Source organism: Actinoplanes sp. NPDC026619 (assembly GCF_040638295.1).
In the GTDB taxonomy this organism is placed as follows: domain Bacteria; phylum Actinomycetota; class Actinomycetes; order Mycobacteriales; family Micromonosporaceae; genus Actinoplanes.
Genome location: NZ_JBEZYA010000012.1, coordinates 264458 through 278372, shown reverse-complemented (window position 1 = coordinate 278372; position 13915 = coordinate 264458). Strand labels below are relative to the sequence as shown.

The 13915-nt window shown below is 72.4% G+C and carries 15 protein-coding genes and 1 pseudogene; 11 read left to right on the top strand and 5 right to left on the bottom strand.

Going from position 1 to position 13915, the window contains the following annotated elements; all coding sequences use genetic code 11:
* Window position 1: 1 nt before the first annotated feature.
* Genes AB0E90_RS26255 through AB0E90_RS26235 form a run of 5 tightly spaced genes read right to left on the bottom strand, consistent with a single transcriptional unit; the run spans window position 2 to window position 3477 of the window.
* On the bottom strand, window positions 2–781 hold the full coding sequence (locus AB0E90_RS26255; protein ID WP_360410876.1) for an SAM-dependent methyltransferase: 780 nt from the start codon (window positions 779–781) through the stop codon (window positions 2–4).
* Window positions 782–834: 53 nt separating this feature from the next.
* Window positions 835–1449: a response regulator transcription factor gene (locus AB0E90_RS26250; protein WP_360410873.1), complete on the bottom strand. Its 615-nt coding sequence runs from the start codon at window positions 1447–1449 to the stop codon at window positions 835–837.
* Window positions 1446–2012, bottom strand: a complete 567-nt coding sequence (locus AB0E90_RS26245) for an ATP-binding protein (RefSeq protein WP_360410870.1) — start codon at window positions 2010–2012, stop codon at window positions 1446–1448. The genes AB0E90_RS26250 and AB0E90_RS26245 overlap by 4 nt, the downstream gene beginning before the upstream one ends.
* Window positions 2009–2680: a class I SAM-dependent methyltransferase gene (locus tag AB0E90_RS26240; protein ID WP_360410867.1), complete on the bottom strand. Its 672-nt coding sequence runs from the start codon at window positions 2678–2680 to the stop codon at window positions 2009–2011. The genes AB0E90_RS26245 and AB0E90_RS26240 overlap by 4 nt, the downstream gene beginning before the upstream one ends.
* A 14-nt stretch (window positions 2681–2694) precedes the next feature.
* Window positions 2695–3477 (bottom strand): SAM-dependent methyltransferase, encoded by a 783-nt coding sequence (locus AB0E90_RS26235; protein ID WP_360410864.1) that lies wholly within the window; start codon window positions 3475–3477, stop codon window positions 2695–2697.
* Between the two features lie 301 nt (window positions 3478–3778).
* Between AB0E90_RS26235 and AB0E90_RS26230 the strand changes: the two genes are divergently transcribed.
* From AB0E90_RS26230 to AB0E90_RS26180, 11 genes and pseudogenes are all read left to right on the top strand, one after another.
* Window positions 3779–4012, top strand: a complete 234-nt coding sequence (locus AB0E90_RS26230) for an acyl carrier protein (RefSeq protein WP_360410860.1) — start codon at window positions 3779–3781, stop codon at window positions 4010–4012.
* Window positions 4009–5286 carry a beta-ketoacyl-[acyl-carrier-protein] synthase family protein gene (locus AB0E90_RS26225; protein ID WP_360410857.1) on the top strand — a complete coding sequence of 426 codons (1278 nt, stop codon included), beginning with the start codon at window positions 4009–4011 and terminating at the stop codon, window positions 5284–5286. The genes AB0E90_RS26230 and AB0E90_RS26225 overlap by 4 nt, the downstream gene beginning before the upstream one ends.
* Window positions 5283–6488: a beta-ketoacyl synthase N-terminal-like domain-containing protein gene (locus AB0E90_RS26220; protein WP_360410854.1), complete on the top strand. Its 1206-nt coding sequence runs from the start codon at window positions 5283–5285 to the stop codon at window positions 6486–6488. Before AB0E90_RS26225 ends, AB0E90_RS26220 begins: the two co-directional genes overlap by 4 nt.
* 73 nt (window positions 6489–6561) lie before the next feature.
* Window positions 6562–6948: pseudogene (locus tag AB0E90_RS26215) on the top strand (cupin domain-containing protein); the annotation flags it as partial.
* Window positions 6928–7266 carry an antibiotic biosynthesis monooxygenase family protein gene (locus AB0E90_RS26210; protein WP_360410922.1) on the top strand — a complete coding sequence of 113 codons (339 nt, stop codon included), beginning with the start codon at window positions 6928–6930 and terminating at the stop codon, window positions 7264–7266. The pseudogene AB0E90_RS26215 and the gene AB0E90_RS26210, both read left to right, overlap by 21 nt.
* Entirely contained in the window at window positions 7263–7613 is a 351-nt protein-coding gene (locus AB0E90_RS26205; RefSeq protein WP_360410851.1) for an antibiotic biosynthesis monooxygenase, read from the top strand. The genes AB0E90_RS26210 and AB0E90_RS26205 overlap by 4 nt, the downstream gene beginning before the upstream one ends.
* Window positions 7597–7995: a nuclear transport factor 2 family protein gene (locus tag AB0E90_RS26200; RefSeq protein WP_360410848.1), complete on the top strand. Its 399-nt coding sequence runs from the start codon at window positions 7597–7599 to the stop codon at window positions 7993–7995. The genes AB0E90_RS26205 and AB0E90_RS26200 overlap by 17 nt, the downstream gene beginning before the upstream one ends.
* Window positions 7992–8852, top strand: coding sequence for an MBL fold metallo-hydrolase (locus AB0E90_RS26195; protein ID WP_360410845.1), 861 nt, complete (start codon window positions 7992–7994; stop codon window positions 8850–8852). Before AB0E90_RS26200 ends, AB0E90_RS26195 begins: the two co-directional genes overlap by 4 nt.
* On the top strand, window positions 8818–9264 hold the full coding sequence (locus AB0E90_RS26190) for an ester cyclase (protein ID WP_360410842.1): 447 nt from the start codon (window positions 8818–8820) through the stop codon (window positions 9262–9264). The genes AB0E90_RS26195 and AB0E90_RS26190 overlap by 35 nt, the downstream gene beginning before the upstream one ends.
* 12 nt (window positions 9265–9276) lie before the next feature.
* Window positions 9277–11865: an acyltransferase domain-containing protein gene (locus AB0E90_RS26185; protein WP_360410839.1), complete on the top strand. Its 2589-nt coding sequence runs from the start codon at window positions 9277–9279 to the stop codon at window positions 11863–11865.
* Window positions 11862–13910 carry a beta-ketoacyl synthase N-terminal-like domain-containing protein gene (locus AB0E90_RS26180; RefSeq protein WP_360410836.1) on the top strand — a complete coding sequence of 683 codons (2049 nt, stop codon included), beginning with the start codon at window positions 11862–11864 and terminating at the stop codon, window positions 13908–13910. The genes AB0E90_RS26185 and AB0E90_RS26180 overlap by 4 nt, the downstream gene beginning before the upstream one ends.
* The last annotated feature ends 5 nt before the right edge of the window (window positions 13911–13915 follow it).

Here is a 13915-nt window from a genome sequence, read left to right as displayed (position 1 = left end):
GTCAGATCGCGCCTCGGCCGGCGGTCACGATCCGGCCGCCGAACAGATCGGGCAGCCCCGGATCCACCGCGTACCGCTGCAGGCACTCATCCCAGCCGAGGTCCTCGACGGCGTCGAAGCCCGCGTCCATCAGCAAGGCGGCCATCTCGCCGGTGGCGAAGAAGGACCGCCACGGTTCGCCGCCGCGGGCCAGGCCCGCCGCCACCTCCGCCAGGGCTTCCTGCCGGCGCGGCGGCAGGGTGGCCCGCGGCTGGTTGTAGTCGAAGACGAGCTCGGCCGGGGCCTCCAGCCCGGCGACGAATCGCAGCATGCCGACCAGCACGTCGGCGGCGAGGTAGGGCACCACGCCGAGCGAGGCGAAGAACGACGGCGTACGGCGATCGAAGCCCGCCTCTTCCAGGGCGGCGATGTCGCTCAGGTCGACCGGGCAGTAGACGACGTTGCCCGGGACGGCGATGCCGGCATCGGCCAGCCGCTTACGTTTCCACGCCTGGGTGTCCGGCTGGTCCACCTCGAACACCCGCATCTCCGGGTACGGATTGCGGTACGCGAAGGTGTCCAGTCCGGCCCCGAGGATCACCACCTGTGCGGCGCCGGCCCGGGCCAGACGGTCCTCGGCCAGGCGGTGGCGGATGGCCATGAACATGCGGACCGCGGGCGGCATCCCACCCCGCGCGGGCGCGTCCGGATCCATCCCGGCGATGCGTACCGCCAGCGGGTCGGGAAAGACACTGGCGGAATCGGCGATCTGGTGTACGGCGCGTGCGTGAGCAGAACTCATCGCAGTGCGGCTCGGCTGCCCGGCGTCCATGAGGTCTCCTGTCGGCGGGTGGGTCATGCGGTCAGGCGGAGCTGCCGGGCGCAGGTGACCAGCTCGGTACGGCGGCTGACGCCGAGCTTGAGCTTGATCGACGCCCGTTGCGCCTCGATGGTCCGGATGCTCACCCGCAGCTCGTCGGCGATCTGCCGGTTGGTGAGGCCGTCCGCGATGAGCGCGAGAACTTCGCGCTCGCGTTTGCTCAGAGTCGTGTCGAGGCCCGGATCGCGGTCGAGCAGCGCGGCGCCGAGCGCCGGGTCGAGGTACCGGCGGCCGGCGGCCAGCGCGTCCACGGCGGCGACGAGTTCCTCGGCCACGGCCTCCTTGCGCAGGAAGCCGTGCGCGCCGGCGGCCAGCGAATCGCGGGCCAGCTCGGGGTCGTCGTGCATGGTCAGGATCAGGATGCGCGTGCGCGGGGAGAGCGCCCGGATCCGCGGCACCAGGTCGAGACTGGAGGTGCCCGCGAAGCTCAGGTCGAGCAGGAGCAGGGTGGGGCGGTGACGCTCGACCAGTTCGGCCGTCTGCGGCAGATCCGCGGCCTCGCCGACGACCACGTTGCGGTCGTCCTCGAGCAGGGTGCGGATCCCGCAGCGGACGACCGGGTGGTCGTCGGCGATGATGATCGTCGTCATCGGCCGGCCGATCGCGGCAGCGTCACCGTGACGACGGTTCCGGCGCCGGTGGAGTCGATCTCCAGTTCGCCGCCTGCCGCCTTCGTCCGGGCGTACATGGCGGTGATGCCCAGCCCTCGGCGGGCGGCGCCCGGGTCGAACCCGCGGCCGTTGTCCCGCACCTGGCCGACCAGGTGTTTCCCGACGCCGGCCACGATCACCCGGACGTGCGTCGCGCCGCTGTGCCGGATCGCGTTGTGCAGAGCCTCGTGCAGCACGCGCCCGGTCGTCGGATCGGCGGTCGCCCGCTCGTCGACGGAGACGCTGATGCCGGTGAGGGATTCGAGGCGGTGCGCGGTTTCGGTGAGCGTCGCGCCGACGCCGGCCCGGGCCGGACCGGCGCCGCGGACCAGATCGCGCAGGGCGGCGATCTCCCGGTCGAGCAGCGCCCGAAGGTCCTCGCCGACGTCGTGGGCCAGCGGGCCGCCGGTGGCCAGCGCCCGGTCGAGCCGGATCCGGGCGACGGCGAGGCTCTGCAGCACCCCGTCGTGGATCCGCTGCGCCAACTCCTGCGCCTCGGTCATCGTGAGCCCGGAAAACGGGCCGAGAAGAGACACACCACACCGGTCACCGTCACCTCGACATCGGTGAACCGGGCCGCGAGCTGGGCGGCCAGGTCCTCCGCCCGATCGTCGAAGTTGCTGAAGACCCCGCTGCGGTTGAGGCGCCGCAGCAAGCGCCCGGACCTCGTCGTGTGCGGGGCGTCGACGCCGAGGACGGTGCTGCCGAAGACGCGGGCGCCGGGAACGAGGTAGGGCGTCACGTGATCGAGGACGGCGGCCTTGTGCGCCATCGGGCCGGGCAGGCAGTGCAGCAGGAAGCTCATGCCGACCGAGTCGAACCGGGCGGCGCCGAGGTCGAACGGCTGGAGGGCGTCCCGGACCCGGGTGGCGGGCCGGTAGCGCTCGATCCGGCCGGCCGCGGTGGACAGGGCGGCGTCGTTGGCGTCCAGCAGCGTGATCGACGGGGAATCGGCCGGGAAGCGGCAGTGGTCCAGGTACCAGCCGGTGCCCGGCCCGATGTCGAGGTGGCGGGCGCCGACCTGGCGGTCGTAGTGCGCCAGCATCGTGCGCCGGGAGCAGCGCCAGACCCAGCGGCTCACCAGGCCCAGCACGATCAGGTCGTAGGCGGACAGCCAACGGCGATGGTAGAAAGCGGCTTCCTGCGGAATGTGCGTGTCGGTCGATTCCATGGCCACCCTCGGGTCTAGTCGCGGATCGCGGTGATGAACTGCGCGCCCGGAAGCCGGCTGTCGGGCCGGCCGAGGCGCAGGCCGACAGCCGGGCGGCGGTGACTGCTGATCGTCCAGCCCTGCCCGGCCAGCCAATCCGGCCCGTCCGGCCCGAGCCCGCCGCGGAAGACCACGCTGGGCCGGGCCGCCGTGTGCTCCAGCACCAGCCGGCTGCCGGCCGCCGAGTGCGCGCCGATCCAGGTGAGCAGCCGGCGCGCCTCGTCGTCGGCGAGGTAGTGCAGCGCACCCTCGGTGACCCAGGCCGTCGGCCGGGCCGGGTCGAACGGGCTCACCATCGGCCGGTCGGCCCAACCGGCCGGCGGGCCCGCCTCGACGAGAACTCGCCGGCACCCGGCGGCGGCGCCGGCGAGCGCCCGCTCCTTGAACCTGAGGACCCGCGGCACGTCGACCTCGAAAAGGCACGTCCCGCCGGGCCAGGGCAGGCGGAACGCGCGGGTGTCGAGACCGGCGCCGAGGAGGACGACCTGCCGGCACGGCCCGGCCGTCACCTCGCGGAGGTGGTCGTCGATGAAGCGGGTGCGGACGACGCCGCGTGAGTAGAACTGGTCCACCCAGTCGCGGAGCCGTAGCAGATCCGCCGCGCCCATCCCCGCGGTGGCCGCGTCGATGAGCACCTGGGCGAGGGGGTCACGGAACAGCGCATCCGCGCGGGCGGACTCGCGGGCCCGTGCCATCGCCGCCGCGACCGACGCGAGGGAGACACCGGCCGGCGATGCCGTGGAAACTGCTGCGTCCATTCGTCCCCTCCATCAATTAAATGCACGAAATCATAGTGTCGAAACGGTGTCAACCATTGCGCAAGAGCTGGTTTAGCTAATTCTGGAGAATGATATTTCTATTCATCCGCACGAATGAAGAGGTGACCGGCGTCACCATCGCAGGCACGACGAAAACGCTTCTGAGCAGGTGCTTCGTAGATCGGTGCCGGATCGGGGAATTGGTTCGGCGGGCCGAAGAGCGCCCCGCCGAACGTACGTACTCTCACCTTTGTCATCGTCGCGCGTGAGGGGAACGCAAATGGCCGTACCGAAAGTCACCATGAGTGATCTGATGGGAATTCTGGTCGCCCGGATCGGCCTGCCCCGGGATGCGGTGACCGATGACCCGGCGGAGACGTTCGAGGGCATCGGCCTCGACTCCCTGGCCCGGATCCAACTGAACGCCCAGCTCGAGGAGCAGTACGGCGTCGAAGTGGACGACGAGCGGCCGTACGAGACGTTCGGCGAGCTCCTGGCACTCGTCAACGAGGAACTGAGCGAGCACGCCGGATGATCGGGGAACGGCGAGTCGTGGTCACCGGGATCGGAGTGGTGGCGCCCGGCGGGCCGACCCGGAAGTCGTTCTGGCAGCTGATCACCGAAGGCCGTACCGCGACCCGGGCGATCACGCTGTTCGACCCCACCGGGTTCCGGTCCCGCATCGCCGCGGAGGCCGACTTCGATCCGCTCGCCGCCGGGCTGACCCGGCAGGAGATCTTTCGCAACGACCGCTTCATACAGTTCGCCCTGGTCGCCGCGGACGAGGCGATGGCCGACGCGGGGCTGGCCGCGGGCGACGACGGGATCGACCGGGACGACATCGGCGTCTGCCTCGGCAGCGCGGTCGGCGCGAGCACCCGGCTCGAGGACGAGTACGTGGTGGCCAGCGACGGCGGCCGGCACTGGGAGGTGGATCCGCGGTTCGCCTCCCGCTTCCTCTACCACGCGCTGGTGCCGAGCAGTCTGGCCACCGAGGTGGCCTGCCGCTTCGGCGCGCACGGGCCGGCCACCGTGATCTCCACCGGCTGCACGTCGGGCATCGACGCGGTCGGTCACGCCTTCCAGCTCATCCAGGACGGCGCGGCGGACGTGGTGGTGACCGGGGCCGCCGAGGCGCCGATCACGCCGATCTCGATGGCCTGCTTCGACGCCATCCGGGCCACCAGCGCACGCAACGACGAGCCGGCCACGGCGTCGCGGCCGTTCGATGCGACCCGGGACGGCTTCGTGATGGGCGAGGGGTCGGCGGTGCTGATCCTCGAGGAGTACGAGTGCGCGCGGCGGCGCGGGGCCCACGTCTACGCCGAGATCGTGGGATACGCCAACCGCAGCAACGCCTACCACATGACCGGGCTGCGGCCGGACGGCGCCGAGATGGCGCGGGCGATCGCCGCGGCGTTGGACCAGGCGAGACTGGCCCCGGACGCCGTGGATTACGTGAACGCCCACGGATCGGGCACCAAGCAGAACGACCGGCACGAGACCGCGGCCTTCCGGCGCAGTCTCGGCGAGCACGCGTACCGCACCCCGGTCAGCTCGATCAAGTCGATGGTCGGGCATTCGCTGGGCGCGATCGGCGCCATCGAGGTTGCCGCGTGCGCGCTCGCGGTCGAGCACGACGTGGTGCCGCCCACCGCCAACTACGAACAGCCCGATCCCGAATGCGACCTGGACTACGTGCCCAACGAAGCCCGCGACCAGCGGGTGGACGTGGCGCTGTCGGTCGGCAGCGGCTTCGGCGGCTTCCAGTCGGCGATCCTGCTGGCCCGCCCGGGACAGCGGCGATGACCGCCGTCATCACCGGCCTCGGCGTGGTCGCGCCCACCGGGATCGGCATCGACGCGCACTGGCGGGCGACGCTCGCCGGCGAGATCGCGGTGCGGCCGATCGAGGCGTTCGCCGCGCACCGGTACGGGGTCACGCTGGCCGGCCAGGTGCCCGGTTTCCGGGTCGAGGAGCACGTCCCGGAGCGGCTGGCGGTGCAGACCGACCGCTGGACGTGGCTGGCCTTCGCGGCCGCGCGGCTGGCCCTGACCGACGCCGGCTACGACCCGGCCGAGCACGACCCGTACGCCACATCGGTGATCCTCGCCAGCGGCTCCGGGGGAAACGAGTTCGGCCAGCGGGAGATCCAGGCGCTGTGGAGCCGTGGCCGTAAGGCGGTCAGCGTCTACCAGTCGATCGCGTGGTTCTACGCCGCCAGCACCGGCCAGGTGTCGATCCGGCACGGCACCAAGGGCCCGGCCGGGGTGGTGGTGTCCGACGCGGCCGGCGGGGTGGACAGTCTCGGCTGGGCCGAGCGGGTCATCCGCCGGGGGACCACCGCGGTGATCGCGGGCGGGACCGAGGCCCCGATCTCGCCGTACGCGCTGGCCTGTCTGTCGACCAACGGCCGGTTGTCGGCGGCCACCGACCCCCGGGCCGGCTACAAACCGTTCGACCGGTCGGCCAACGGGTACGTGCCCGGCGAGGGCGGAGCCGTGCTCCTCGTGCAGAACGCGGAGACGGCTCGGGCGGGTGCGTACGGGACCGTCGCCGGTTACGCGGCCACCCACGACGGCTATCACTATCGTGACGCGGCGCCGGACGGGCACCAGTACGCACGCGCGATGGGGCGGGCGCTGGCCGTCGCGGGCCTGCGCCCGGACGAGGTCGACCTGGTGGTGGCGGACGGCGCCGGCTCGGTCGACCAGGACGCCGCCGAGGCGAGCGCGTTGCGTGCTGTGTTCGGCCCGCGCCGCGTGCCGGTCACCGCGCCGCAGGGGCTGGTGGGCCGGCTGGCGGCCGGCGGTTCCGCGCTCAACGTCGCCACCGCGCTGCTGGCCATGCGGGCCGGTGTGGTCCCGCCGGTGGGCAACCTCGATGACCCCGATCCCGGCTACGGCCTCGACCTGGTGCGGGAACCGCGGGAGATGCCGATCGGCACCGTCCTGGTGGGCGCCCGCGGAATCGGTGGATTCAACAGCGCGCTCGTTTTGCGACGCGCCTGATGCGGATTTACCGCAACGTTTTCGCGGTGCATCTCCGATGCGCTCCGATTCACTTTACGGAGAGGATGTGGCCATGACGAAACCGAAGACGGCGCGAATTCGCGCCGATGACATCACGCCGGGCCTGGCCCGTGGTGGTGAACTGCGCATCGTGCTCGGACCGGGCACCGTCGGCAGCCGATCCGGGTATCTGGGGACGGTCATTCTTCAGCCGGGCGAGCGGGTGGTCGAGCATTACCACCCGTATTCCGAGGAATTTCTGTTCTGTGTTCGCGGCGAGCAGGTGCTCGACGTCGAGGGCGAAGAATGGAAACTCACTGCCGGCGAGGCGCTCTACGTCCCGATCGGGGCCCGGCACCGGCTGCGCAACGCCGGGACGACCGAGGCGATGACCGTCTACCACCTCGGTCCGCTGGCCCCCGATCCGTCGCTGAGCCACATCGACACCGAGAGCCTGACGGACGCCGAGCAGCGGGCCCGGATCCTCTTCTCGGTGCGGGTGGCCGAGGAGCGGAGGACGGACTTCCTGACCGCGTACGAAAAGGTGAGATATTCCGTCGCCGGGGTGCCCGGGCACGTGCGCGACCAGATCTGCCAGTCCTCGGACGACCCGGACCAGTGGCTGATCACCAGCGAGTGGTCCTCCCTCGCCGACTTCTTCGCCTGGGAGAAGTCCGACGAGCACCGGGAGGTGGTGCGGCCCATGCGCGACTGCTACAGCCAGCCGGAGTTCCGGAGCTTCTCGGTGGTCGCCGAGACGAGTTCGGTGCACCCATGAGCGTCATTTCCGAGAAAGAGCGAGTCCTGACCTACATCAACATATTCCACTGCAAGCCGGAGAATCAGCAGGCGCTTTCCGACGCCATCCGCAAGGAGACCGACGACGTCGTACGGCATATTCCCGGTTTCCGGTCGGCCAATTTGCACCGCAGTGTCGACGGCACCCGGGTGACCAATTACGCCCAGTGGAGCGAGTTGTCGGCCTTTCAGCAACACATTCGCAGCGAGGCCGGCCGCGCGATGATTCTCGAACTCCACAAATACGCCGATGACGTCGACGTCAAGGTGTACGCGGTGGACTGGATCGTGACCGGCGAGAAGGAGAGTCATGAAGACCGCCCGTGAACTGTGGGAGTCGGTGTGGTCGGCGATCGACGGCGACGACCACGTCACCGTCCGCCGGCTGTGCGGCGACGACATGGAGATCAAGACACCCAGCCGCCATTACGTCGGTGGCCAGAAGCTCATCGAGATGCTCAATCTGCACCGGTCGGTGCATGCCGACCTCCAGCGGCAGATCGACGGCGTGATCGAGTCCGCCGACGGCCGCGCGCTCTCCTGCGAGATGACGGTCTCCGGCCGGCCGCACGGCACGGACAAGCGGCTGTCCTGGGTCGTCGTCGAGACGATCCGCACCGACGGGGAACGGATCACCTCGTGGCACTCAATGCTCGACCGGGCGTGGCTGATCAGTGAGGTCAAGTCTCTTCAGGAGCAGCCGGCGTGAGTGCGGTCGAGATCGCCGACGGCGTGGTCGCCCTCGTGCACGGCAACGGTGGCGCCGGTCTCGCCAACTCCGCGCTGCTCCTCCGGGAGTCGTCGACAGTGATCGACACCATGCTCCTGCCGGAGATGGCGTCGGGCATCGCCGCGACGCTGGACCGGCGCGACCGCCGGGCCGATCTCGTGATCAACACCCACAACCACGCCGATCACATCGGCGGGAACACCGTTTTCGGCGATACGCGTACGGTCGCCCTGCCGCGTACCGCGGCGGCCGTCGAGGCAATGCGGCAGCCCGGTTTGCCGGCCCTGCTCAGCCGGGTGATGCCGGCCTTCGCCCCGAAGCTGGCCGGCTGGGACACGGTCGCGCCCGAGCCGCTGCCGCCGGTCGAACTGCAACGTCTGCTGCCGGACGAGGTGCGGGTGCTGGCCTTCGAGGGCGCGCATTCCACCGCGGACCTCGCGCTGTGGCTGCCCGCCGACGAGGTGCTGATCGCGGGCGATCTCTGCTTCGCCGGGGTCACGCCGCTGGCCGTGCACGGCGACATCGGCCGCTGGCGGGCGGCCGTCGGCGAGCTCATCGCGCTGCGCCCGCGGGTGGTGCTGCCCGGCCACGGGCGGCCCGCCGGCGTGGAGGCGCTGCACGCGCTCGCCGACTATCTGGATCGTGTCCTCGACGCTGCCACGGGGGCGCTTGCCGAGCGCCTCGACCCGGCGGCGGCGTGGGCCGCGTTCGATCCCGGTCCCGCGGCCGGATGGCGGGAACCGGAACGGACGCTCGTGAACATCGAAGTGGCAATGCGTCCCCAACCCGAAGGAGCACATCATGTACGCCGAGAAGCTGCGCCGCATCCTCGATGAGGCGTTCTCGCAGGGCAAGGTCGAGGTCCTCGACGAGCTGATGACGCCCGACTTCGTCAACCACAACGCCCCGCCCGGGATGGATCCGGGTGTCGAGGGCGTCAAGCAGGTGATCAAGGCCGAGCGGACCGGCTTCCCCGACCTCAAGATCGAACTGATCCGCGACTTCGAGCAGGGCGACTTCGTCATTCAGCAGGTGGTGGCGACCGGCACTCACCTCGGCATGGCGTTCGGGGCCGAACCGACCGGCCGCAAGGTGAGCTGGAACGAGATCCACATCGCCCGGGTCCGGGACGGGCGGGTCAGCGACCACTGGGCCTGCAACGACCTGCACGCTCTGCTGATCCAGATCGGCCGGATCGATCCGCCGGACATGTCGGCCTTCGCCCGGGCGGCGGCCGCAGCGAACTGAGGGAGACGGATAATGACTGCTGGCGACGCGGGGACGGCCAGGCCGATGGTGCCCTGGGTGCTGTCGGCGCGCAGCCCCGCGTCGCTGCGCGGCCAGGCCACCCGGCTGCTGGCCGCGGTCTCCGAACCGGACGAGCTGGACCCGGCGGCGATCGGATCGGCGCTGGCGTCGACCCGCTCGCGGTTCGAGCACCGGGTTGTCGTCCTCGGCACCGGCCGGCCGGACCTCACCGCCGGGGTGGCGGCGTTCGCGCACGGCGAGCGCTCCCCGGCGGTGATCGCCGGGCCCGGCCCGGGCCCGGTGGGCGGCACGGCCTTCCTCTTCCCCGGCCAGGGCAGCCAGTACATCGGTATGGGCCGGGAGCTCTACCGGCACGTCAAGGCATTCGCCGAGGCGCTCGACGAGGTGTGCGCGGCGCTCGACCCGCACCTCGACCGGCCGCTGACGGCGGTGCTCTTCGCCGCCGACGGGGCACTGCTGGAGCGGACGGTGTTCACCCAGCCCGCGCTGTTCGCCGTCGAGGTCGCCCTCGCCCGGCTGCTCGATTCCTGGGGTGTCCGGCCCGACTACCTGATCGGGCACTCGGTGGGTGAGCTGGCCGCGGCGCACGTGGCCGGCGTGCTCACGCTGCCGGCCGCGGCCGAGCTGATCGCCGCGCGCGGCCGCGCCATGGAGGCGGCGCCGGCCGGCGCCATGGCCCAGTTGCGGGCGACCGCCGCCGAGGTCGAGGAATCCCTGGCCACGCTGGGCGGCGAGGTATCGCTCGCCGCGCGCAACGCCCCGGAGGCGACGGTGGTGTCCGGCGCCCGGGATGCGGTCGAGAAGGTGGTCGAGCTGTGGCGCGGGCGCGGCCGGCGAGCCGACTGGCTGCCGGTCCGGCACGCCTTCCACTCCGCGCACCTGGACGGCGTGCTGACCGAGTTCGCCGCGGTCGCCCGAGGTCTGTCGTACCGGCCGCCGGCCATCCCGATCGTGTCGAACGTGGGCGGCGAGCTCGACGAGAACCTGACGGATCCGTCCTACTGGGTGCGCCAGGTCCGCGAGCCCGTCCGGTTCCATCCCGGGATCGTCGTGCTCCAGCACCTCGGCGTCTCGACATTCGTGGAGGTCGGGCCGGGCCAGGTGCTGTCCTCGCTGGCGGCGCAGTGCGCGCTGCCGGGCCTCGCCGCCCGGCAGGTGACCCTGGCGACGCTGCGTCCCGAGGCCGAACGGACGACGCTCGTGGCGGCGCTGGCCGAGCTGTTCGTCCGGGACCATCCGGTCGACTGGCGGGCCGTCCTCGGCGAACCTCCCGGCCCACCGGCGCAGCTGCCCACCTATGCCTTCGACCACCGGCACTACTGGCTGCTGCCCGAGCCCGCCGGGGAGCCGGCCGCCGCCGGCCTCGACCCGGTGCGCCATCCCGTGCTGCGGCACCGGATGGACACCGCGGACGGCGCCACCGTGATCTTCTCCGGCCGGCTGTCGCTCGCGACGAACGGCTGGCTGGCCGGCCATACGGTGGCCGGCGCGGCGTGGGCGCCGGCGACGTTCCTCGTCGAGCTGGCGCTGCGCGCGGCCGGTGGGGCCCTCCGTGAACTGGTGCTCCAGGCCCCGCTCGTGCTGCCCGAGCAGGGTGTTCTGGTCGTCCAGGTGACCGTCCACCGCGGCGGGGCGCTGGTGCTGGCATCGCGGGTCGAGCACGCCGAGCCCGATGAGCGGGGCGGCTGGTCCGTGCATGCCACGGGTTCGGTCGGCGGACTGGCGCCACCGCCGGTGATGGAAACGTCCTGGCCGCCGGCCGGCGCCGTTGCGGTGGACGCCGGCGCCGGTCAGGAGCGGCTGGCCGCGGCCGGGTTCGGCTACGGCCCGGCGTTTCGCGGTCTGCGCGCGGTGTGGCAGCGGGGCGACGAGGTGTTCGCCGAGGTCGAGGCGCCGTCCGCGGCCGGCGTGGACCCGGCGGCGTACGGTCTGCACCCCGCCCTGCTCGACGCGGTTCTGCAGGCCTGGCCGGTTGCCGTTCCCGGGGTCGGCGCCGTCGTGCCGTTCTCCTGGGAGGACGTCTCGCTGCACCAGGCCGGGGCCGGTCAGCTGCGGGCCCGGCTGTCCCCGGCCGGCGAGCGGGCGATCTCGATCGCGGTCGCCGACGGTGCCGGCCATCCGGTGCTGGCCGCGCGGGCGATCCGGATGCGGCAGCTGCCCACCGGCGCCGGGGTGGCGCCGTCCCTCGGCCGGGCGGCCCCGGCCCCGACGCCCGGCGACGAACCGGACCTGCGCCATCTGCTGGCCGCGATCGATCCGGCGGAGCGGCAGGCGCAGGCGCTGCGGGTGGTCGGCCGCGAGGTGGCCGCCGTTCTCGGGCACGGTGACGACCGGCCGGTCGACCCGTACCGCTCCTTCCGCGACCAGGGGTTCGACTCACTGACCGCGGTGGAGCTGCGCGACGCCCTGGCCGCGACGACCGGCGTCCCGCTGCCGGCGACGGTCGTCTTCGACCATCCGACCCCGGTGGCTCTCGCCGATCACCTCTGCCGGGCCGTCCTGGGCGAGGATCCCATCGATGCCATGGACGTCGAGGACCTGATCGAGGCCGCCCTCGCCACGGGCGGCGATCAACGATGAGCGGCGAACGGGAGGCTCGGCTCGTCGAAGCCTTGCGCGAGTCGCTCAAGGAGGTCGAACGGCTGCGGCGGCACGGCGCCGCAGAGCCGGATCCGATCGCGGTGGTCGGCGTGGGGTGCCGCTTCCCGGGCGGCATCGGCTCGCTCGACGACCTGTGGGACGTGGTCGCCGATGGACGCGACGTGATTTCCGGTTTCCCGGCGGACCGCGGCTGGGACCTGTCCGGGCTCTACGATCCCGACCCTGATCACGCCGGGACGTCGTACGTGCGGCAGGGTGGGTTTCTGGACGAGGCGGTGGAGTTCGACGCCGATTTCTTCGGCATCGGGCCGGCCGAGGCGACCGCGATGGATCCGCAGCAACGACTCCTGCTGGAGACGGCGTGGGAGGCGCTGGAGGGCGCGGGCATCGACCCGCATTCGCTGGCCGGCAGTCCGACCGGCGTCTTCGCCGGGTGCATGACGCCGGAGTACGGGCTCGGCGCCGCCGGGGACGCCACCGGCTTCCGGGCGACCGGGGCGGCCGGCAGTCTGGTCTCCGGCCGCGTGGCGTACGCGCTCGGGCTGACCGGCCCCGCGATCACCGTCGACACGGCCTGCTCGTCGTCGCTGGTGGCGGTTCACCTGGGAGCACAGTCCCTGCGGGCCGGGGAGTGTTCCCTCGTGCTGGCGGCCGGGGTCACCGTGATGGCGACCCCACGCCAGTTCGTGGACCTGTCGCGGCAGCGCCTCCTGTCGCCGGACGGCCGGTGCCGGTCGTTCTCGGCGGCGGCGGACGGCACCGGGTGGAGTGAGGGTGCCGGCGTGCTCGTCCTGGAACGACTCCCGGATGCCCGCCGCCACGGGCATCCGGTGCTGGCCGTGGTGCGCGGCAGCGCCGTGAACCAGGACGGCGCTTCCAACGGGCTGACCGCGCCGAGCGGCCCGGCCCAGGAGCGGGTGATCCGGGCGGCGCTGGCCGAGGCGGGCCTGTCCGCCGACGGCGTCGACGTGGTGGAGGGTCACGGAACCGGCACGGCGCTCGGTGATCCGATCGAGGCGCGGGCGGTGGTGGCGGTCTACGGCCGCAACCGTCCCGCCGACCGGCCGCTGCTGCTCGGGTCGATCAAGTCGAACCTCGGGCACACCCAGGCCGCGGCGGGCGTGGCCGGCATCGCCAAGATGATCGCCGCGATGCGGCACGGCCTGGTTCCCGCGACGGTGCACCTGACCGAGCCCACGCCGCACGTGGACTGGAAGAACAGCGGCGTGGCGCCGGTGAGCGCACCGGTCGCCTGGCCGCCGACCGACCGGCCGCGGCGCGCGGCCGTGTCGTCATTCGGCATGGCCGGCACGAACGCTCACGTGATCCTGGAGGAGCCACCGCCACCCGGCGCGCGGCCGGCCGGGACGCCGATGGAATCGATTCCCTGGGTGCTGTCCGCGAGAACACCGGCAGCGCTGGCCGACCAGGCGCGCCGGCTGCTGGCCCGGGTGGACCGGGACGACCCGGACCCGGAGGACGTCGGCTTCTCCCTGGCCCGCACCCGGGCGCGGTTCGAGTGCCGGGCCGTGGTGCTCGGTGCGGATCGGGCCGGATTGCGGGCCGGGCTGCGGGCGCTGGCCGGCGGCGACGCCGCGGACGCGGTGCTCGGCGACATCGCCGGGCCCTGGTACGACCGGGCGCGGCAGTTCGTCGCGGGCGAGGCGGTCGACTGGGGCCAGGCCTTCGACGGATCGGCGGCCCGGCGGGTGGATCTACCGGTCTACCCGTTCCAGCGGCGGCGGTTCTGGCTGGGTCAGCCGGACTCCGGCCCGGATCCGGCGGCCGGACTGGTCGACGCGGTCGCCGCGGCCGTGCGTGCGGTCACGGCGAGCGCCGGCGGCCAGGAGATCGGTCCCGACGATGACCTCTTCCAGTGGGGACTGACGTCCATGTCGGCCGTGGAGCTTCGCCGGCGCCTGGACGCGCTGGCCGGCACCGGCGTGACCCTGGCCCAGATCTTCGACAACCGCACCATCCGCGCGCTGGCCGGGCTGCTGTCCCGGCAACCGAGCCACACGTAAACCGA

Coding starts and splice junctions, on each gene's coding strand:
- AB0E90_RS26255 (WP_360410876.1), bottom strand. CDS start 781: ATGAGTTCTGCTCACGCACGCGCCGTACACCAGATCGCCGATTCCGCC.
- AB0E90_RS26250 (WP_360410873.1), bottom strand. CDS start 1,449: ATGACGACGATCATCATCGCCGACGACCACCCGGTCGTCCGCTGCGGG.
- AB0E90_RS26245 (WP_360410870.1), bottom strand. CDS start 2,012: ATGACCGAGGCGCAGGAGTTGGCGCAGCGGATCCACGACGGGGTGCTG.
- AB0E90_RS26240 (WP_360410867.1), bottom strand. CDS start 2,680: ATGGAATCGACCGACACGCACATTCCGCAGGAAGCCGCTTTCTACCAT.
- AB0E90_RS26235 (WP_360410864.1), bottom strand. CDS start 3,477: ATGGACGCAGCAGTTTCCACGGCATCGCCGGCCGGTGTCTCCCTCGCG.
- AB0E90_RS26230 (WP_360410860.1), top strand. CDS start 3,779: ATGAGTGATCTGATGGGAATTCTGGTCGCCCGGATCGGCCTGCCCCGG.
- AB0E90_RS26225 (WP_360410857.1), top strand. CDS start 4,009: ATGATCGGGGAACGGCGAGTCGTGGTCACCGGGATCGGAGTGGTGGCG.
- AB0E90_RS26220 (WP_360410854.1), top strand. CDS start 5,283: ATGACCGCCGTCATCACCGGCCTCGGCGTGGTCGCGCCCACCGGGATC.
- AB0E90_RS26205 (WP_360410851.1), top strand. CDS start 7,263: ATGAGCGTCATTTCCGAGAAAGAGCGAGTCCTGACCTACATCAACATA.
- AB0E90_RS26200 (WP_360410848.1), top strand. CDS start 7,597: ATGAAGACCGCCCGTGAACTGTGGGAGTCGGTGTGGTCGGCGATCGAC.
- AB0E90_RS26190 (WP_360410842.1), top strand. CDS start 8,818: ATGTACGCCGAGAAGCTGCGCCGCATCCTCGATGAGGCGTTCTCGCAG.
- AB0E90_RS26185 (WP_360410839.1), top strand. CDS start 9,277: ATGACTGCTGGCGACGCGGGGACGGCCAGGCCGATGGTGCCCTGGGTG.
- AB0E90_RS26180 (WP_360410836.1), top strand. CDS start 11,862: ATGAGCGGCGAACGGGAGGCTCGGCTCGTCGAAGCCTTGCGCGAGTCG.